At 37.4% G+C, this 20,613-nt stretch carries 23 protein-coding genes; 19 read left to right on the top strand and 4 right to left on the bottom strand.

Going from position 1 to position 20,613, the window contains the following annotated elements:
* The first annotated feature begins 103 nt into the window (after positions 1-103).
* A complete protein-coding gene (locus ACIFOT_RS16975; protein WP_430066521.1) occupies positions 104-541 on the top strand; it encodes a hypothetical protein in 438 nt (145 codons plus the stop codon).
* A gap of 60 nt (positions 542-601) precedes the next feature.
* Here the strand turns inward: ACIFOT_RS16975 and ispG are convergent, their stop codons facing one another.
* From ispG to ACIFOT_RS16955, 4 genes are all read right to left on the bottom strand, one after another.
* The gene (ispG, locus tag ACIFOT_RS16970) at positions 602-1,702 is read right to left on the bottom strand and encodes a flavodoxin-dependent (E)-4-hydroxy-3-methylbut-2-enyl-diphosphate synthase (protein ID WP_223591652.1); all 1,101 of its coding nucleotides are present in this window, start codon (positions 1,700-1,702) and stop codon (positions 602-604) included.
* A 118-nt stretch (positions 1,703-1,820) separates the two neighbouring features.
* Positions 1,821-2,150 (bottom strand): hypothetical protein, encoded by a 330-nt coding sequence (locus ACIFOT_RS16965; protein WP_430066519.1) that lies wholly within the window; start codon positions 2,148-2,150, stop codon positions 1,821-1,823.
* 736 nt (positions 2,151-2,886) lie between these two features.
* Positions 2,887-3,654, bottom strand: coding sequence for a DUF1189 domain-containing protein (locus ACIFOT_RS16960; protein WP_430066518.1), 768 nt, complete (start codon positions 3,652-3,654; stop codon positions 2,887-2,889).
* A gap of 104 nt (positions 3,655-3,758) precedes the next feature.
* A complete protein-coding gene (locus tag ACIFOT_RS16955) occupies positions 3,759-4,454 on the bottom strand; it encodes a Crp/Fnr family transcriptional regulator (RefSeq protein WP_430066517.1) in 696 nt (231 codons plus the stop codon).
* Between the two features lie 346 nt (positions 4,455-4,800).
* Here ACIFOT_RS16955 and ACIFOT_RS16950 point away from each other — a divergent pair, with 346 nt between their 5' ends.
* The 18 genes from ACIFOT_RS16950 (at position 4,801) to ACIFOT_RS16865 (ending at position 20,527) form a co-directional block, all read left to right on the top strand.
* Positions 4,801-5,409 carry a superoxide dismutase gene (locus ACIFOT_RS16950; RefSeq protein WP_430066515.1) on the top strand — a complete coding sequence of 203 codons (609 nt, stop codon included), beginning with the start codon at positions 4,801-4,803 and terminating at the stop codon, positions 5,407-5,409.
* Between the two features lie 114 nt (positions 5,410-5,523).
* Entirely contained in the window at positions 5,524-6,741 is a 1,218-nt protein-coding gene (locus ACIFOT_RS16945; protein WP_430066513.1) for an MFS transporter, read from the top strand.
* Between the two features lie 142 nt (positions 6,742-6,883).
* Positions 6,884-8,986, top strand: coding sequence for a peptidoglycan D,D-transpeptidase FtsI family protein (locus ACIFOT_RS16940; RefSeq protein WP_430066511.1), 2,103 nt, complete (start codon positions 6,884-6,886; stop codon positions 8,984-8,986).
* A gap of 199 nt (positions 8,987-9,185) precedes the next feature.
* A complete protein-coding gene (locus tag ACIFOT_RS16935; RefSeq protein ID WP_430066510.1) occupies positions 9,186-10,109 on the top strand; it encodes a phosphate ABC transporter substrate-binding protein in 924 nt (307 codons plus the stop codon).
* A 149-nt stretch (positions 10,110-10,258) separates the two neighbouring features.
* Entirely contained in the window at positions 10,259-11,113 is an 855-nt protein-coding gene (gene pstC, locus ACIFOT_RS16930) for a phosphate ABC transporter permease subunit PstC (protein WP_430066654.1), read from the top strand.
* Positions 11,113-12,000: a phosphate ABC transporter permease PstA gene (gene pstA, locus ACIFOT_RS16925; RefSeq protein WP_430066509.1), complete on the top strand. Its 888-nt coding sequence runs from the start codon at positions 11,113-11,115 to the stop codon at positions 11,998-12,000. The genes pstC and pstA overlap by 1 nt, the downstream gene beginning before the upstream one ends.
* Before the next feature lie 15 nt (positions 12,001-12,015).
* Positions 12,016-12,831: a phosphate ABC transporter ATP-binding protein PstB gene (gene pstB, locus ACIFOT_RS16920; RefSeq protein ID WP_430066653.1), complete on the top strand. Its 816-nt coding sequence runs from the start codon at positions 12,016-12,018 to the stop codon at positions 12,829-12,831.
* Positions 12,832-12,843: 12 nt separating this feature from the next.
* Positions 12,844-13,617 (top strand): phosphate ABC transporter ATP-binding protein PstB, encoded by a 774-nt coding sequence (gene pstB, locus ACIFOT_RS16915; RefSeq protein ID WP_430066508.1) that lies wholly within the window; start codon positions 12,844-12,846, stop codon positions 13,615-13,617.
* 13 nt (positions 13,618-13,630) lie between these two features.
* Entirely contained in the window at positions 13,631-14,290 is a 660-nt protein-coding gene (gene phoU, locus ACIFOT_RS16910) for a phosphate signaling complex protein PhoU (protein ID WP_430066507.1), read from the top strand.
* 161 nt (positions 14,291-14,451) lie between these two features.
* A complete protein-coding gene (locus tag ACIFOT_RS16905) occupies positions 14,452-15,012 on the top strand; it encodes a DUF4912 domain-containing protein (RefSeq protein WP_430066506.1) in 561 nt (186 codons plus the stop codon).
* Positions 15,005-15,181, top strand: coding sequence for a hypothetical protein (locus ACIFOT_RS16900; protein ID WP_430066504.1), 177 nt, complete (start codon positions 15,005-15,007; stop codon positions 15,179-15,181). Before ACIFOT_RS16905 ends, ACIFOT_RS16900 begins: the two co-directional genes overlap by 8 nt.
* Before the next feature lie 129 nt (positions 15,182-15,310).
* On the top strand, positions 15,311-15,943 hold the full coding sequence (locus tag ACIFOT_RS16895; protein WP_430066503.1) for a hypothetical protein: 633 nt from the start codon (positions 15,311-15,313) through the stop codon (positions 15,941-15,943).
* A gap of 54 nt (positions 15,944-15,997) precedes the next feature.
* Positions 15,998-16,147, top strand: coding sequence for a 50S ribosomal protein L33 (rpmG, locus tag ACIFOT_RS16890; RefSeq protein ID WP_015594975.1), 150 nt, complete (start codon positions 15,998-16,000; stop codon positions 16,145-16,147).
* A gap of 54 nt (positions 16,148-16,201) precedes the next feature.
* Positions 16,202-16,768 (top strand): 5-formyltetrahydrofolate cyclo-ligase, encoded by a 567-nt coding sequence (locus tag ACIFOT_RS16885; RefSeq protein ID WP_430066502.1) that lies wholly within the window; start codon positions 16,202-16,204, stop codon positions 16,766-16,768.
* A 23-nt stretch (positions 16,769-16,791) separates the two neighbouring features.
* Positions 16,792-17,553 (top strand): DUF92 domain-containing protein, encoded by a 762-nt coding sequence (locus ACIFOT_RS16880; protein ID WP_430066501.1) that lies wholly within the window; start codon positions 16,792-16,794, stop codon positions 17,551-17,553.
* Positions 17,554-17,679: 126 nt separating this feature from the next.
* Entirely contained in the window at positions 17,680-18,633 is a 954-nt protein-coding gene (locus tag ACIFOT_RS16875; protein ID WP_430066500.1) for an L-lactate dehydrogenase, read from the top strand.
* 60 nt (positions 18,634-18,693) lie between these two features.
* Positions 18,694-18,891 carry a hypothetical protein gene (locus ACIFOT_RS16870; protein WP_430066499.1) on the top strand — a complete coding sequence of 66 codons (198 nt, stop codon included), beginning with the start codon at positions 18,694-18,696 and terminating at the stop codon, positions 18,889-18,891.
* Between the two features lie 88 nt (positions 18,892-18,979).
* Positions 18,980-20,527, top strand: coding sequence for a rhomboid family intramembrane serine protease (locus ACIFOT_RS16865; protein ID WP_430066497.1), 1,548 nt, complete (start codon positions 18,980-18,982; stop codon positions 20,525-20,527).
* Positions 20,528-20,613: the final 86 nt, after the last annotated feature.

Below are 20,613 nucleotides of genomic sequence, written 5' to 3'. Positions count from 1 at the left end.
GGGATTTGAAATAAAAACCTATTTAAGACAAACATTGACATAGTAAAAAGAGGCTTAAGGTAAACAATAATAATGCTCCTATTACTGAAAGTGAGGGATTCGAATGGCAGATGAAAGAGACACGAAAGTGCAAGAAGCTCTTCAAAGTGCTAATATTGGACAAGATATCCCAAATTACCCTTCAGAATTTAGAGAAGAAACAGCTTCAGAAATTGCGCCGGAAATTGGTGCATCTGTCCCTATTAGACATACTGAGTATAGGGAAGAGACAGCGGCAGAAATTGCGGCACCTGTTCCGGTTATACGAGGAAGGGATCGTGGAGCTGTTAGAGAAAGAGCAGAGGGTGGTGCCGGGATTGGCACAGTAGCTTTAGCACTATCGATTTTATCTCTGTTTGTATTACCTATTCTTTTTGGTGCTGCAGGAATTGTGTTAGGTTTTGTTGCTAGGCGGAGAGGTGCACAAGGACTCGGTGCCTGGGCAATTGGGATTGGTGCTGTATCGATTATTATCGGTATCTTTATTCTCCCGTTCTTTTAACATATAGCTGCATAGGGGCAAAAAGAAACCCGGCGGGATACCTGCCGGGTTTTACCTATGTTATTTAGCGGCAGCTTCTTCAGCTGCTTTTTTCTGAAAATACTCTTCGGCCACTTGGTCGATTTCTTTTTTCAATTCTTCGACCATTTGCGCTTCTGGAACCTTCCTTACTATTTCACCTTTGCGGAATAGTAATCCTTCACCGCGTGCCCCGGCAATCCCAATGTCCGCCTCACGAGCCTCACCCGGCCCGTTGACGGCACATCCAAGAACGGATACTTTAATCGGAGCTTTAATTTTTTGGATATATTCCTCGACTTCATTCGCGATGCTAATAAGATCAATTTCAATTCTTCCGCAGGTTGGACAGGAAATTAACGTTGCAGCATTGGAGGAAAGACCAAACACCTTCAATAGCTCACGTGCAACTTTTACCTCTTCAACTGGATCTGCACTTAAGGAAATCCGAAGTGTGTTGCCGATTCCTTTGCTGATAATCGCTCCTAATCCTGCGGCACTTTTTACTGTCCCGGAAAAAAGAGTTCCAGATTCAGTAATTCCTAAATGCAAGGGATAATCGAAAGCACGGGCCGCTTTTTCATAGGCTTCAATCGCAAGATTTACATCAGATGCCTTCATCGAAACAATAATGTCATGGAAATCCAAATCCTCAAGAATTTTAATATGATGGAGGGCGCTTTCAACCATACCATCTGCTGTTGGATACCCGTATTTTTCTAAAATCTTTTTCTCCAGGGAACCGGCGTTGACTCCAATCCGGATTGGAATTCCGCGCTCTTTTGCTGCTTTTACGACAGCCTCAACTTTTTCACGCTTTCCGATGTTACCTGGATTGATTCTGATTTTATCCGCGCCGCCTTCAATCGCTTTTAAAGCTAATTTATAATCAAAGTGGATATCTACTACTAGAGGGATATTGATTCTCTTTTTGATTTCAGCGATGGCATTTGCTGCACGCTCATCCGGGCATGCAACACGGACAATCTGACAGCCAGCCTCTTCAAGCCGTTTAATTTCGGCAACTGTTGCTTCAACATCGTGGGTTTTTGTTGTCGTCATACTTTGAATAATTAATTCGTTATTACCCCCGATGGTTAAATTTCCAACCTTTACAGGCCGGGTTTTTGTGCGATGTATAATTTCACTCACGTGGAATTCGCTCCTTTAAAATGGAATTCGAATAAAAACGATAAAATCAATTCGACTTTATTTTATCAGTCTACTTCTATTTTTGACAAGAATAAGGGTGGTATCTTCATTATTTTGAGTAATCAGGAAAATGATATGTAGATCCAATTTGAATTTTTTCTGGATTGTGCCCCTGGTTTAATTTTTTAAAGTCTTCTATTAAATCGGTAATCGCTACCGGAAGAGGTTTTTCTAATCTATGCTCTACAATCGAAATGACAGTTTCACCTGGTTTAACTTTTGCTTCAAAAGAAGGAAGTCCCGTTGCCTTCTTCATAACAGTCTCCACTTTTGCATCTACCTGCTTTACAGGTGAGGGAGTCAAGGTTCCGACGGTCAAATCTAAATAAATAACATAAATGATAAGTACGGTTAATAGGAATCCAAATAATTTTTTCATCGGACAAGCCCCCAAATGGAAAGTTTGTACATTGGTATGCTTGTCCACATTTAAATAGAACTAAATTAAACAAAAAAGCATCCGATTAGGATGCATAGATTGACGAAAGAATCTAAATTATGATTTTTATGAATTGATTGTCTTTGCTACCTGGCCTGTTGATTTCCTCTCCGGGCACTCGCTTTCCGCGGGGTCTCGAGAGACCTCTAAATCCCGCAGGAGTCGGTGCCCTCCGCTCCAATCAACAGGGAGGTAGATCAACCAAAGGTCCCGCTACACACCTTTTCCAACCTGGCTAAATGCTTTGCAATTTTATCATAATTTTGGCATGCTGCAGTCAAGAAGGCATGTTCGCTTATATTTTATATTACTCTTAACCGGCAGTTGCGAAGTCCGGAAATAAAAAATCAATATATTTATCAATCAAGCCAAGAAGGTTGTCTTCTTGAATTAATTCATCAATAGACACAAATTCATATTATTTATTAAGTCAGTAGAAGGTCTCTGTTATAAACACTCTGTTGATTGGAGCGGAAGGCGCGAAGACTCCTGCGGGAGTACGGGGCAGGGGAGACCCCGCAGGAGCGAAGCGACGAGGAGACTCCCCGGCACGCCCTAAAGTGCGCGAAGCGCCTGGAGTGGAAATCAACAGACTACTTTAATAATTATTAAAGAAAATAAATGAATTAAAAGGCTATCGAAAGTTATTCGACAGCCTGAGCATCAGATTCATGATTTAATTGGCTTTTTTAGGTTTTGGTATTTCATTAATGGCTAAAAATAATACGATAATTGCAACAAACCAATTTATAAAAAAGCTGTTTGGTACAGTTGTTTTAATCGCGGCCATAACAGTAAAAAATAAGGTTGGTAATGTTTCGCTATAGGCTGCCATCCGCCATAAATGACGATAGGTTAACTTCCTTCCAGCGAGATTCTTTAATGCTAATCCAATCAATGCTAGGATTGATACTTCAATGAAACTTGCGGCACTTGAAAACAAATACATAAATACTGAGAGTACAGGGATGATTATACCTTTCAGTCCGCGGATTGTATCAATAAAATTAAGCAGGTCATCTTTAGTCATTTTCTTCAGCATCGTGTATTGATAACTTTCACTCTGCCCGGCAGACGAAAATACAAATTCATCCTTTAATAAGGCAAACGCATTTCCTTCCTCTTCTACATCTGCCGCTTCAATTGTTCCTGTTGGATCTAAAATAACAGTAAAATCTTCTTTATTAATCGTAACAGGTACTTTTGTTTGTGCAGATAACTGTCCGTTATTAATAGAAAAGGCAGGAAATTCGTCTTTAATGATAGATCGAGCCGAATCTATTCCTGTAGAGAGTGCTGTACTCAAATAAATTATTGACGGTAAAACGGAGATAAGGGTTAGGAAAAAGACATATAATATAGTTTTTCCAATTCCTTGAAAACGAAATAAAGCAATATCCTTAGGAGAATAGATGCTTTTTATAAATTGCATAAAAATATTCATAATGACCACCTTAATATAGATTCACCATTCTATTGTAGCTTTTGTAAACCTTATATACAAGAATGACCTATTACGGTGCCCTTTAGAATTGGACGGGGTTAAAATTAATTTATTCCACAAATCTCGTAGGAACAATTTTGACAATCGACTCCCTCTTTTAAGTAGTGGATGTTATTTATGGTGAACTTTTGATTTTCATATGTAATGATACCCTTTTCACGCAATTCTTTTAAGGCCCTTTGAATGACCTCTCTTGTTCCAAAGGTTAAATTAGCCAATTCTTGATGTGTTAATGGTAAATCAATCTGAAATCCCTTTTCAGTCATTACACCATATGAATTACAAAGACGGATAAGGATGGAATACAATCCGCCCTTCTTTCCATTCATAATTAAATCCTGACACTTCATTTGTGACTTTAAATAACCAGTACTTAGCCAAGCGGCAAGAGCATTCATAGCCTTGGAATCCGTTAAAATAAAGTCTTCGAAATGCTCTCTTTTAATGGAAAGGATCTCGCAGTCTGTCAACGCCTTAGCGTAAAATTGATAACGGGGATTTGCTTTAAATAATTGATACTCAACAATTAATTCCCGCTCGTTTAGGATTTTCAAAATAAAATCCTTCCCACGTAAATGTACCCTTCCAAGCGCAAAGCTTCCTTTAATCAATAAATAGACATTTTCTACCGGATCCTTTTCTTGAAAAAGAATTATACCGGCTTTTATTTTTTGAACTGGTTGGCTTTTTTGAAAAAACTGCTCCATCAAACTATATATAGAAAAGCTGTTATTTTGCATATTTTTTCACTCCTTTTTCCCCTTCAATCTGATTTAAATCCTTTATTAGTAACATGTCAATGAAGCATTTATATGTAGTTTGAGTGACTAAAGTCGGATATGATAAAAATCGTTGACAGCATGCTGATTGGCTAAATATGACAACTTTTCGAAAGTTTGATTCATGATTGTTTTTCTTTTCAGACTCAGAATAAAAGTTGGTCAAATGGGTATCGTATATATGGTGGAATGTAAGCATTTTATTTGAAACGATGACACAACTTTGGTATGTTAAGAACAAAGCTTTAGAAATATTCTAAATATGGCTAAAGCCAATAATATCATGGATACATAGGAGGAATTTATCATGGCATTTGAATTACCAAAATTACCTTATGCAGAAGATGCACTTGAGCCACACATTGACAAAGAAACAATGAATATTCACCACACTAGACATCACAACACATATGTGACAAATTTAAATGCAGCATTACAAGGTAATGAAGAATTACTTTCTAAATCTGTTGAAGAAGTAATTGCAAATTTAGATACTGTTCCTGAAGCTGCTCGTACAGCAGTACGAAACAATGGCGGCGGCCATGCAAATCACTCATTATTCTGGCAAATCCTTTCTCCAAATGGCGGCGGTGCCCCAACTGGTGAATTAGCTGATGCAATCAGCAATAAATTTGGCAGCTTCGAAAGCTTCAAAGAAGAGTTTGCAAAAGCTGCAACTACTCGCTTTGGCTCTGGCTGGGCATGGTTGTCTGTATCAAATGGCGAATTAGAAGTATCAAGCACTCCAAACCAGGATTCTCCTTTAATGGAAGGTAAAACACCAATCCTTGGCCTTGATGTATGGGAGCATGCTTACTATCTAAAATTCCAAAACAAACGCCCTGATTATATCGGTTCCTTCTGGAATGTAGTAAACTGGGACGAAGTAGCAAAGCGTTATAACGAAGCAAAGTAATTTGAGATAATTTAAAAGAGGCAGCTAACTTAGCTGCCTTTTTGTTTGCCTAAAAAATTGAATAATAACAACCGCCTTGTTAAAGACTACCCTTAAGATAAAGGGGAGTTTTTTATGGCAAAAAGATTTAAGCTTTTAGGTGATGTAGAATTAACGAAGGATTTATCACTGTTGTTGATTATTGGCGGTTTGTATTCACTAAGTGTTGCTTTATCCAATACGTTTGTAAATATTTATCTGTGGAAACAAACAGGAAAGTATTCGGATATTGCCCTTTATAACCTCTCAATTGTCGTATTGCAGCCCTTAACGTTTATTTTAGCTGGGCGATGGGCTAAAAAAATCGATCGGGTAATAGTACTAAGAATTGGGGTCATCTTTTTGTCTCTTTTTTACTTAATGGTTTTAATAACAGGAACAAAAGCTTCCACTTTTTTGCTTTTATTAGGTAGTCTTTTGGGAGTAGGCTATGGCTTCTATTGGCTCGCCTATAATGTGTTAACCTTTGAGATTACTGAACCTGAGACAAGAGATTTTTTTAATGGATTTTTAGGGATTTTATCATCCATAGGTGGAATGATTGGTCCAATTGCTTCAGGAATTATTATCACCCGATTTGAAAAATTCACAGGCTATACCATCGTATTTGGATTATCTTTAGGTTTATTTGCTCTGGCAGTCTTAATGAGTTTTTCCTTAAAACCACGTCCGGCTAAAGGGAGATATTGTTTTAAAAGGATTTTAGAGGAAAGAAAATTGAATGATAATTGGCGTCTCATTACGAATGCCCACTTTTTTCAGGGTCTAAGAGAAGGGACGTTTTTATTTGTTATTTCAGTCTTCGTTTATTTATCAACCGGAAGTGAAATGGCGCTGGGTACCTTCGGCCTTCTAAATTCAGGGATATCCTTTATTGCCTATTTTTTAGCCTCTCGAATGATTAAAAAAAGCTACCGAAAAAAGGCAATTTTGATTGGCGGACTTTTGCTTTATGCGGCTGTCATTCTTATTGTCTGGGACTTAAGCTATGCAAAATTGTTAGTTTATGCAGGAATAATTGCCATTGCTTATCCCTTATTACTTGTCCCATATATGTCAACGACCTATGATGTAATTGGAATAGGTTGGAAAGCGGCAGAAATGAGAATTGAATATATTGTTGTTAGAGAAATTTTCTTGAATTTAGGAAGAATCGTTTCTATTTTAGCTTTTTTAGCGGCGGTGACTTGGTTTAACGCGGAAAGAAGCATTCCAATTTTGTTATTGTTATTGGGTGCAGGTCATACATTGATTTATTTTTTCATTAAAAGAGTACATCTGCCAGTTGCTTAGTGCGATGAGTATTTTTACAATACTCATCGCATTTTTGTAGAGGATTAAAAATTGGTAAGGGTTATTCATAGAAAAAAGGAGCATTATCTAATAAAATAGAGAAAGTTATGTTAGCGTTGAAAAAAGGAAGTGTATGTAGACCTTGAACAATAAAAAGAAAAAGAAGACGCATGTCCCGTTCCGATTGAACATGTTATTCTTTGTTGTGTTTCTGCTCTTCTCCGTTCTCATTCTGCGTCTTGGAGAATTACAAATAGTATTTGGTGATGATTTTAAACGTGAAATTCAGCGGACCGAAGATGTAACTGTTAATAACCCGGTACCACGCGGAAAAATGTTTGACCGGAATGGAAAAGTTATCGTGGATAATACCCCATTAAATGCGATTACTTATACTAAAACCCAGAAATCAACCCAAACGGAAATGATTGATACAGCGAAGAAATTAGCAAAATTAATAACCATGGATACTTCCAAAGTTCCGATCCGCGATAAAAAGGACTTTTGGATTTTAAAGCACCCTAAAGAAGCCAAAGCAAAAATAACTAAAAAAGAATGGGATTTATTTAAAGAAAAAAAATTAGACGATAAACAAATTTATCAAAAGCAGCTTGATCGAGTAACTGATGATGAAATAAATAGTATTAAAGGCGAGGAACTTGAAACCCTGGCCATCTATAGACAATTTAATAGCGGCTATGCCTTGACTCCGCATATTGTGAAGAATAAAGATGTAACGCCGGAGGAATTTGCGATTGTCAGCGAAAACCTAGAGAGCCTCCCAGGTGTTGATACTACAACCGACTGGGATCGCAAATATGCTTTTGAAGATACGTTGAAATCAATCCTAGGGGATGTTTCTTCCTCCCAGTCAGGGTTGCCGAAAGAGCTTTTAGATAAATATCTTGCCCGCGATTATAGCAGGAATGACAGGGTAGGGACAAGTTATCTCGAAAAAAAATACGAGGATGTTCTCCATGGTCAAAAAGCCAAAATAAAAAACGTAACTGATAAGTCGGGCAATATATTATCAACAGAAGTGGTTTCCGAAGGGAAACGAGGAAATGACCTTGTTCTAACCGTCAATATGGATCTCCAGCTTCAAACTGAAAAAATTATTGAAGAAGAAATGTGGAGCGCCAAGCAAAAACCGAATACTGGCTTATTAGATCGAGCCTTTGTGGTCGTCATGGATCCACATACAGGTGAAATCTTAACCATGGCCGGAAAACAAATTGGAAAAAATAAAAAAACAGGTAAAACGGAGATGCAGGATTATGCTCTAGGTAACTTTACCTCCTCCTATAATGTTGGATCAGCTGTCAAAGGTGCAACAGTATTAACAGGATATAAAACTGGTGCGATTAACCCCGGAACCATTCTGGTGGATGAACCAGTAAAAATAAAGGGTACACAAGTTAAAAAATCCTGGAAAACCTTTGGTTCCATCAATGATTTAAGAGCACTTCAAGTTTCATCAAACGTCTATATGTTCAAAACGGCCATTGCCATTGCAGGAGGGCATTATAAGTACAATCAACCGATAGATTTAGATTATTCTGCCTTTGAAACGATGCGCAGATCCTTTAGCCAATTTGGCCTTGGTTCAAGAACAGGAATTGACCTCCCTGGTGAAACACCTGGGGTAACTGGCACTGAAAAAAAGCCTGGTTTATTGATGGACTTAGCAATCGGGCAATATGATATGTATACACCATTACAGCTTGCACAGTATGTGTCCACCATTGCGAATGGGGGAAATCGAATACAGCCGCATATCGTCAAACAAATTCGTGAACCCGTTATGGAAAATAATGAATTGGGTCCAATTATCGAAGACATCCAGCCAAAAGTATTAAATCATATTGATATGAAGGATCAATGGATTAAGCGAGTTCAAGAAGGGTTTAGAATGGTTATGCAGGTTGGAGATGGTACGGCAGTAAGTTACTTTAAAAGTGCCCCGTATCATCCAGCGGGAAAAACGGGAACCGCACAGGCCTTTTATTACGGGAAGGATAGAAGCAAATGGGGAACACCTGTAATGAATTTAAGTCTTGTCAGCTTTGCTCCGTCAGATAATCCTGAAGTGGCTATTGCCGTATTGGTTCCCTGGGCCTATCAAGGGAATTCTGGACCGAGCATAAATAACTTAATTGGCAGAAGAGTATTGGATGCTTATTTTAACTTAAAGAAAACAGGGCAAGCTACTGAAAGCACTGATACTAATCAAGAAAGTCATTAATATTTATTAACACCTGTCTCCGAGAGAGACAGGTGTTTTTTTGCTTAGTAAAAGATATATAGATTTACAAAGCACAAAATTTAAATTTACAAACCCTTTACAATTCATTAAAACTCACTTAACAGTTAACCTTTATTATTATTCTTGTAAGGCAGACAAACATAAAAAAACACCAAATCTCTTAGGGGGAATTAAAGTAATGAAAAACCTGAAAAAATTAAGCTTACTTACAATATTTGCAGCGTTAATGGTATTTATGGCTGCATGTGGAGGCGGGGCTTCCAAGAACAATTCTGAAGGAACTGATAAAACTACAAAAACAGAAGAGAAGAAAGAACTTTCTGGTTCATTAGTCGTTTCTGGTTCATCAGCAATGCAGCCATTAGTGGCAGCGGCTGCTGAAGAGTTCATGGCTGAAAATCCAAATGTAGATATTCAAGTAAATGCCGGCGGTTCTGGTACAGGATTATCTCAAGTAGCTGAAGGATCTGTTCAAATTGGTAACTCAGACGTATTCGCTGAAGAAAAAGAAGGCATCCCAGCTGATCAGCTTGTGGACCATAAAGTAGCAGTTGTTGGTATGACTGCCGCTGTTAACCCTAAAGTCGGCATTAAAGATATTAAAAAAGAAGATTTAATTAAAGTTTTCACTGGTAAAATCACGAACTGGAAAGAACTTGGCGGAAAAGATCAAAAGATCGTTCTTGTAAATCGTCCTGACTCTTCTGGTACACGTGCAGTATTCAATAAATTCGCACTTGATGGGGCAACTCCTGCTGAAGGAATCACAGAAGATTCTTCAAACACGGTTAAAAAGATTATTAATGAAACTGACGGTGCAATTGGTTACCTTGCATTCTCATATTTCACTGATGACTCTGTAACACCACTTGCAATCGATGGTGTAGAACCGACTGCTGAAAATGTACAATCTGGTAAATTCCCAGTTTGGGCGTATCAACACTCTTATACAAAGGGTGAGGCTACAGACCTTGCTAAAGCGTTCCTTGACTATATGATGTCAGATGATATTCAAAACACTTTATTAAAAGAACAAGGATATCTTCCTGTAACAAAAATGGAAGTAGAACGTGACGCAAAAGGAAATCAAAAAAATAAATAATTAAGGGTTCAAAATAATGAACAGGGTAAATGCACGATTGCATTTACCCTGTTATGACGTAGTTTAGGAGTGATTGTCGAATTATGGAAAAGTTGGCTCCTGCAAAAGACAGGTTGTTGAAATCTAAAAAAAATTATTTGAATGGTGAAATGCGTGGCAAAGTAATTGTTCTGTTGTGTGCCGTAATCATGATTTCCGCCACAATCTCAATTACCATTTTCTTAGGTACAAAGGGGTTACAATCCTTTATTAAAAATGGTGTAAGTCTTATTGAGTTCATAACTAGTATGCACTGGAATCCTACAAATCAAGCCAGCCCGCAATATGGAGCTTTACCTTTTATATTTGGATCGTTTGCAGTAACCTTTCTTTCAGCACTTATTGCAGCACCATTAGGGATTGGCGGGGCGATTTTTATGACGGAGATTGCACCATCATGGGGTAGAAAAATCTTACAGCCTGTTATAGAGCTTTTAGTCGGAATTCCATCTGTTGTTTATGGATTTATCGGGCTTACAGTATTAGTACCATTTATTAGGGAGCATGTTGGCGGCCTTGGGTTTAGCTTGCTATCTGGAATGGTTGTATTATCCATTATGATTTTGCCAACAGTTACAACTATTGCTACGGATGCAATGAGCTCATTGCCAAAGAATCTGCGTGAAGGATCTTATGCTCTAGGTGCAACACGCTGGCAGACGATTAGAAAAGTGCTGGTACCCGCTGCCATGCCAACGCTCTTAACTGCCATCGTGCTTGGGATGGCACGAGCATTTGGGGAAGCACTTGCCGTTCAAATGGTAATCGGAAACGTTAGAGACTTACCGACAAGTATTTTAGACGCGTCAGCAACCTTAACGACAATAATTACGCTAAACATGGGCCATACAACCTATGGAAGTGTGGAAAATAATACACTATGGTCAATGGGATTAATTTTATTAATCATGTCGTTCGCGTTTATTCTCCTTATCCGTTATCTTTCTTCAAGGAGGAAAATGTAATGAAAAGTAAAACCGCAGATCGAATTGCAACTGCCGTCTTTATTGCCATTGCAATCATTATTGTTTCAATACTAGCAGGGCTATTTTATTATATTTTGGTCAATGGGTTAAAACATATTTCTCTTGAATTTTTAACCACACCTTCTAGCAATGTTCGTGCTGGCGGTGGAATTCGCGACCAATTGTTTAATTCGTTTTATATTTTAGTTATTACGATGTTAATTGCCGTTCCTCTTGGTGTTGGTGGGGGAATTTATATGGCTGAATATGCAAAACCGGGAAAAGTAACAGATATTATCCGTTCTTGTATTGAAGTTCTAGCATCACTGCCGTCTATTGTCATTGGAATGTTTGGTTTATTAATGTTTGTTAATATAACTGGATGGGGTTATACCATTTTAGGGGGAGCCTTAGCATTAACAGTATTTAACTTGCCTGTCATAGTCCGTGTAAGTGAAGATGCTATTCGAGCAGTCCCTCGTGATTTAAAAGAGGCTAGTCTTGCTTTAGGGATTACTCATTGGCATACGATTAAAACAGTACTTTTACCAAGTGCTTTTCCATCTATATTAACAGGGGCAATTCTTGCTGCAGGCCGTGTGTTTGGTGAAGCTGCTGCTCTATTATTTACTGCAGGTCTATCAACACCAAGACTCGATTATGCAAACTGGAATCCATTTTCTCCACAATCGCCACTAAATATTTTTCGTCCCGCTGAAACGCTGGCGGTTCACATTTGGTCTGTAAATACACAAGGTTTAATTCCAGACGTTGAGGAAGTATCAAATGGTGCTGCAGCTGTTTTGGTTCTCTCAGTTTTAATATTCAACTTATTGGCTAGATGGATTGGAAGCATGATTCATAAGAAAATGACAGCAACTAAATAAAGGGCGGGAGATATGATGGTTACAGCTTTTAAGGAAAAAGAAGCAGTGGAACAAGCTGTTCAATCAAACAGCCAAAATGAACTAATTTTAAAAGTCAATGATTTAGAAATATTCTATGGAGAAAAACGTGCTGTAAATGGAATTTCAATGGATATTGAAAAAAACTCCGTTACAGCTCTCATAGGTCCATCAGGCTGTGGAAAATCTACTTTTTTAAGAAGTATTAACCGAATGAACGACCTGATTCCTGGAGCAAGGGCGCAGGGAGAAATTATTTATGAGGATCTTAATATTTTATCAGATCAAATAAATGTTGTAGCGTTACGAAAGGAAATTGGCATGGTATTTCAAAAGCCAAATCCTTTTCCTAAATCAATTTATGAAAATATTACACATGCCCTTAAGTTTGCTGGATTCAAAAAGAAAAGCAAGCTTGATGAAGTAGTTGAAGAGAGTCTGAAAAAAGCAGCATTATGGGACGAAGTAAAAGATCGGCTTCATAAATCTGCACTATCACTTTCAGGCGGTCAGCAGCAGCGTCTTTGTATTGCTAGAACGATTGCAATGAAACCGACAGTCATGCTTCTTGATGAGCCTTCCTCGGCACTCGATCCGATTTCAAATGCTAAAGTTGAGGATCTGATTGTTGAGCTGAAAAAGGATTATTCTATTATCATTGTTACCCATAATATGCAGCAGGCATCACGTATTTCCGATAAGACGGCCTTCTTTTTAAACGGTGATTTGATAGAATACGATAAAACTGAAAAGATCTTTACCAATCCAACAGTAAAAAAGACAGAAGAATATATCTCTGGAAGGTTCGGATAAGGGGGAAAAGATGTGGCAACATCGACATTAACCAGACAAATATTTGATATAAAGGACCTTAATTTATGGTATGGTGAACATCATGCTTTAAAGAACATTAACTTTCCGATTAACAAAAAAGAGGTTACGGCTATCATTGGTCCTTCCGGCTGTGGCAAGTCTACATTTATTAAAACGCTAAACTTGATGATTAATATGGTTCCGAATGTAAAAATGACCGGAGAAATCAATATTGATGGTCAAAACATTTTAGACAGGAAGGTAGACCTTGTAGAATTACGTAAACACGTTGGCATGGTCTTTCAGAAGGGAAATCCGTTCCCTCAGTCTATTTATGATAATATTGCGTATGGCCCTAGGATCCATGGAATTAAGAGGAAAGTCCATTTAGACGAAATTGTCACCAAGTCATTAATGGATGTAGCTTTATGGGATGAGGTTAAGGATCGCTTACACGCCCCTGCGTTAGGGTTATCTGGCGGCCAGCAGCAACGGCTTTGTATTGCGAGAGCCCTTGCAACAAAACCAGATGTACTGTTAATGGATGAACCGACCTCCGCCTTGGACCCAATTTCTACCTTAAAAATCGAGGAATTGATTTTAGAATTAAAAGAGAAATATACGATTGTGATTGTTACCCATAACATGCAGCAAGCATCCAGAGTTTCCGATAAGACTGCATTCTTTTTAATGGGCGAATTAATAGAATTAGATTCTACTTCAACAATTTTTTCAAATCCTAAAGATTCACGCACAGAAGGCTATATTACTGGAAGATTCGGATGATGAGGTGGCGAATATGAGTACGAGAGCAAATTTTGATAATAATTTGAAACAGTTAAAAGAATTGCTTTTAAAAATGGCTGAAAAATCGGAGCATGCAATTAAAGAAGCAATGATTGCTCTAATTAATCAGGATATCGAGAAGGCCAAGCTTGTAATTAATGGTGATAATGAAATAAATGATTTGGAACACGAAATAAATGATAAAGCATTATTACTAATTGCTAGAGAGTCTCCTGTTGCATCGGACCTAAGGAAAATTAATGTTGCTTTGAAAGTATCGTCTGAAGTGGAGCGAATGGCAGATATGGCTGTAAATATTGCCAAATCTGCTGTGCATATTGGCGAAGAAAAGCATATTAAAGAACTTGTTGATATTCCTAATATGATGGAAAAGGCATTAGATATGGTTGCTGAGTCGATAACTGCTTATTATTCGGAAGATATTACGATTGCTAAAAAGTGTGCAGAAAAAGATGATGAAGTTGATAAAATGTTTGGAAGGTTGATCCAAGAGCTTTTGGGTTACATTCCACAAAATCCTAACTCAACGAACCAAATTATCCAATTAGCGTTTGTATGTAGATTTTTAGAAAGAATTGCCGATCACTCTACTAATATTGCTGAGAACGTCATTTATCTTGTAACAGGTCAACGTGTTGATTTGAATGCCTAAGGTGAAGCATAATGCTTCACCTTTTTTGTCGAAGTACAAGCAAAATGCGACAATTTGCGTTTATTGTCTCCTTGCCAATGAGGTGTTACGATTAAATTATCAATTATTGAATATTTTGTTTTTTTTCGCATAAAATGTATGTTTGCAGAATGGAGGAAATCATGATTAATGAAATAATCAAAAATAAACGAACCACAAAGGATGAAAACTCCTCAAATAACCATATGCCACAGACTTATATTCCTCAAACAGGTGAATTAAAAGCAAAGCTTGTCACACCTCGAAAACTATTTCTCTTCTGGGATGTTTCTACTGTAGCCAAAAGAGTCATTGAATTATTTTTTAACTGCAGGTTTGAGGAACATGTCACTGTTATTAGAATTTATGATGTTACAGATTTAAACTTTAATGGAAAAAATGCTCACCACTATTTTGAAATTACTGTTCCTTATCAAAATGGTCATTGGTTTGTTAAAGGATTGGCTGCCAATCGCCACTATGTTGCTGAATTAGGTATTCAAATGTCTGATACAGGTTTTTTCCCACTATTCAGGTCAAACTGTCTGCAAACTCCCGTCCTTGAAATGTCAGGCGATAATGGGCTTAATTACGACTTATTACAGTTTCACCGATATGAAGAAAGTTCACCGAAATGGATGGATTATGTAAGTACCTATAGTTATTATATGGATGCAAAAAACTTGGAGGACAATAATGCCTGAGCAGCAATTAAAAATAGGAGGAATTAAGGGGATTGTTAAACATCTGCAAACTGGAATGCTGATGGTTCCTGGAAATGCAGAGAGCTTACTCGAGCAAATTGATTTTCTTAAAAGTAACCCTCAAAATGCTGTTGAAATTGGACGGAAAGGAAGGCAGGCAGGTTGTTAAAAGCCTGTATGGCTTGAAAAGAATCGCTTCCGAAACAAGCAGAGTCATGGAAGATATGTTATTAAACAAACGGGTTAATGAACAAAATTAATTAGTACCACCAAATAATTTATAAAAGGTGTATGCGATATGAACTTAACAGATTCACAAAAAAATAAACCGTCTCTTGAACGTCAAGCTTCCATTGAATTTCTTCAGTTTATTCCCGGAATTTGGGTAAATGGAAAATATTATTGGTTTCATAATTGTGCAGAAAAGGTAATTTTTGATGAAGAATTGATTGTAAAAGTAAAAAATGAACCAATTCATTCGAAAATTCGTTTTTCAAGTGTATATGTAAGTAATCACAGTAATCATAAAAAAGAGATCAAAGTCTTAGCAATGCACCATTATGCAAATATCAAACAAGACAATTTAACTTTTGTGTCGCCGACGGATAATAGAATTTTTCATGTTGCAGATAATGGTGTTTTTTTGGTTAACTCTAAATTCGAGGGAGTTGGTATGAAAGAATATACTACCATCCCACAATGGTCAGCGTATACGGACCAAATTTGGAGTTCATTGCATAAAGGCAGCTTAAAATATCAGCCGATGGCTGGTGGACCTGCTGCTAGTATTTTCGCCATTAAAATGTCATTGGAACAGCATGAGACGAAAAAAATGAGTACTTGGACAATTTCCGGAACGAGCAAAAATGAATTGATTTCAATGGAGCAAGGACTTTTAAAAAACACACTAGCATTTCCTTTTGAAAAATGATATTATAGAAAAGTCGTATGAACGAACTAGCTTAATCGTTTGGAGGGAAATAACATGCGTGTTAATATTACGTTAGCTTGCACTGAGTGTGGAGACCGTAACTATATTTCAACAAAAAATAAACGTAACAACCCAGATCGTCTTGAGCTTAAGAAATATTGCCCAAGAGAAAAGCGCACAACAGCACACCGTGAAACAAAATAAGCAGTAGGGCTTCCTGCTGCTTTTTTTGTTGTCCAAAAATGGAGGTTAATATTGATGAATGATAAAAACTCCCTTCGTAATCAAATGAAAGAAACTCTCTCAAAGCTTTCAAAACCCATTTACGAGGATTATTCTTATAAAATTGCCAGCAGGTTATATAATGAGGACGATTGGAAACAAGCAAAAGTGGTTGGAATCACCGTTTCAAAACGGCCAGAGGTCGATACATATCAAATTATTCGAAAAGCTTGGGAAGAAGGAAAGACTGTTGTAGTTCCAAAGTGCTACCCGAAGGAAAAAAGGTTATCATTTCGAACCTTAACTCAATTTTCACAGTTGGAATCCGTGTTTTATGGCTTATACGAACCCATTGTGGAATTAACAGCCGAGGTGAATCCTGCCGATATTGATCTTTTAATTGTTCCTGGTTTAGCTTTCACAATAGAAGGGTTCCGCTTGGGCTTTGGCGGCGGCTACTATGATCGCTTTTTAACAAAATTTAATGGTAAAACTTTTTCACTTGCCTTTAATGAGCAAATGATTCATCAATTTCATGTCGAGGAGCATGATATTCCTGTTTCGAAAATTGTTACTGTCGAAAAAGTCATTAAAATAACATGATGGCTACGTTATAGATTTTGGGGGTGATCCTTATTACCGGTACATCGGGATATTTACTTAATTCCTTAACCAAGTCAGGAGCGATTGGGGCTATTTTGACTGGACTTGCTGTTTATATTGGTTTTGGTGTAAAGGGGCTGTTCCTGTTAGGGACATTTTTCACCACTTCAAGCCTTTGGTCAAAGTATAAAAGTGCAGCTAAAGTTTCCATTGAAGAAAAATTAGCAAAAGGTGCGACGAGGGATTGGCGTCAGGTTGCAGCAAATGGAGGGGCCGCCGCCATTTTTAGTATCATTTATTATTTCCAAAGTGATAGTCTTTGGTTAATTGGTTTTAGTGTCGCTCTTGCAAGTGCTAATTCGGATACGTGGGCTTCTGAGATCGGAAGTTTAAGCCGAAATAATCCAATATACATACGGACCTTTAAGCGAATTGAAAAGGGGACCTCTGGGGCAATCAGTTTATTAGGAAGTGCAGCAGCAATTAGCGGGGCACTTTTGATTGCTCTCTTTACTATGATGTTATTTCATATGCCTGTCTACGAGAGTTTGATTATATTTTTGTTTGGATATTTAGGGAATGTAATTGATACTTTAGTTGGTGCCTATTATCAACAAGAATATAGATGTGTTAACTGTGGAATTCATACTGAAAAAATGGTCCACTGTGGTAAGCCAACTAACCGCGTAAAAGGGGTACCATTTGTGGATAATGATATGGTTAATTTTCTTTCCGGTTTAATAGCCGCAATTTTAGCGATTTGGGTCATCCATCTTTCTTTATAATTGGTTAACAAAATTGTTAAAGAGATAACGGTTTCATTTTATTTTTACAGTAAAAAAAGATTGTGAAATGATATACAATCTAAGTATAAACAAAATATCCGAACCGATTTGTAAGGAGGAATTTTTATGTTAAATCGTGTAAATAGAGTGGCTCTTATTGGGACTGGGTTTGTCGGCTCAAGTTACGCATTTGCTTTATTAAATCAAGGCATTACTGAAGAGCTTGTTTTAATCGACTTAAATAAAAATAAGGCAGAAGGAGATGCAATGGATTTAAATCATGGCTTACCCTTTGCACCTTCTCGAACAAAAATCTGGTACGGCAGCTATGAAGATTGCGGGCAGGCAGATCTAGTAGTCATCACTGCAGGTGCTAATCAAAAGCCAGGGGAAACACGGCTTGACCTGGTTGAGAAAAATACAAGAATTTTTAAGGGGATTGTCGAAGAAATTATGTCTTCGGGCTTTGATGGTATTTTTCTAGTGGCAACCAATCCGGTGGATATTTTAACTTATGCTGTTTGGAAGTTTTCCGGGCTTCCGAAAGAACGGGTGATTGGCTCAGGTACGATCTTAGATACAGCACGTTTTCGCTTTTTACTTGGAGATTATTTTGACGTTGATACAAGAAATGTCCACGCTTATATTATTGGAGAGCACGGTGATACAGAGCTGCCAGTTTGGAGTCACGCCGATATTGCAGGTACTTCAATCTCTGAATGGACAAAAAATAAAGAAGGATTCAATCAAGAAGAGATTGATAAAATCTTTTTAAATGTCCGGGATGCAGCCTATCATATCATTGAGCGAAAAGGGGCTACCTATTATGGTATTGCCATGGGCTTAGTAAGATTGACGAAGGCAATATTACAAAATGAAAATTCTGTTCTAACTGTTTCCGCATATTTAGATGGTGAGTATGGTCAAAAGGATATATACATTGGAGTACCAGCTGTGGTAAACCGTAACGGAATTAGACAGATTGTCCAGCTTGATTTAAATGATGATGAAAAAGAGAAATTTACACATTCTGTAAATGTATTAAAGAAAACAATGGAGCCTGTTTTTAAAAATATTTAATGGTTTAGAATTGGATAAAAAAGTTATCATCTTCACAGAATAATAGCAGGAGGGATGATAATGTCTCGAATGTTAACATCTATTTTAATGATAGGGTCAATTGGTTATTTTGTATTTCGTTACCGTTATCGTTTGATTAATGTCTTGCTAGGTTCTAGCTGGATGCGGAGAATTGCGGTTGGTTCCATAATGAGTTTGCCAGGTGTGAAACGAAAAATGATGCAATCGGTATTAGGAGGAGGACCATCTGAATGGTGAAAACCACAGATGGTTTTTTTTATATTAATGGACCGTGTTCATTTCGTTTATAATGAAGAAAAAGAGGTTAATAGAAAGTTGGTGAGAAATGAATAATAAAGAAGGTTACATATTCTGGGAGTTGGCCTATGCGTTAATAGCAGATCATGGATATAGAATTATTCAATTATTTGAGAATCAAAAAGAGCTATGGCTTGAAAAATTAGAAAATAAACATGCCCCTATTATTAGAATGCTCCTACATGATTTAGATTGGAGCAATGCGATGCAAAGAGATATCGAGTTCACTGCAGCGAATGGGGAAAGAGTCCGAAAGCAAATTGGTCGTCATGAATTACTTGTTGTAAACATTTATGTCAGTCAATATCCACCTGTAGATGATTATCAATACCGCCTTTCAACTCCATATGTGAATTCAGAAGCCAATAAAACAACAGTTCGTTCGATATTATTAGCAAAGGATGAATATGACTCAGGGTTCCGGCAAATTTCCGCTCTGCTGCAAAAAGACGTTCAATTTCCAATTAAAAATGAAATAACTGAAATAGAAGTTGAAGCGCTTAAGAAAACAGCTTTGGGGCTTGCCGTTCAAAAGGTGAATTCAGAAAAGGCACTTTTCATGCACGGGAAGCCATTTCTTACTTATATTTTACTTATTATGCAAATTGCGGCTTTTCTCTGGCTTCAACTGCATGGTGGAAGTACAAATACTGCAACTCTAATTAAATATGGAGCAAAAATGAACCAGCTAATATACGAAGGGGAATGGTGGAGGTTTATTACTCCAGTATTTCTTCATATTGGATTTGTTCATTTGGCCATGAATTCTCTTGCATTGTATTTTCTTGGAACGACAGTGGAACGAATATTTGGCAATGTTCGTTTTTTATTAATTTATTTGTTTGCTGGAGTTACTGGTGTTATTGCCAGTTTTATATTCAGTTATAATTTATCAGCAGGGGCAAGTGGTGCTATTTTTGGCTGTTTTGGGGCATTGCTTTATTTCGGGGTAATCTATCCTAAATTATTCTTCCGGACCATGGGATTTAATATAATTTTTGTACTGGCAATCAATCTCATGTTTGGATTCTCTTCCTCGGGAATTGATAATGCCGGGCATTTAGGTGGTCTGTTCGGAGGATTCCTGGCTGCAGGGATTGTACATTTCCCTAAAAAACGGAAGCTAGGATTGCAAATATTCATTTTCATTATTTCAGCTATTGTTTTATGGGGTTCGTTATATTATGGATTTAGTAATTCATCAAAGGCCATTGGTGAAAAATCTGCCATTTCGATGGCACAGGAGTATATTCATCAAGAAAAGTATGATCAGGCATATGATACATTGAAGAATTTCGAAGAGACGGCAGCCAATCCTTCAGAAAAATTATATTTAATCTTATCCTTTATTGAATATAAGGAAAAGTTGTATCCGGATGCAAAAAATCATTTGCAAACGGTGATAAAACTACAACCAAATACAGCTGCAGCCTATTATTATCTGGCATTGGTAAACTTAAATGAAAATGATATTAAGGAAGCCAAAATCAATGCAGAAAAGGCACTAAAATTAGAACCAGATAATCAAGATTTTGCAAAACTGGTCCAGTTTATTCAAGCAAATGGAGGACAGTAAGGCTTATATTTAGGCTGTGATAAAGCCAATTATTGATTTTTAAACATTGTTGATTGGAGCGGAGGGCGCGAAGACTCCTGCGGGAG

Source organism: Neobacillus sp. NRS-1170, assembly GCF_050468025.1.
This window is presented reverse-complemented; position numbering and strand designations above follow the sequence as displayed.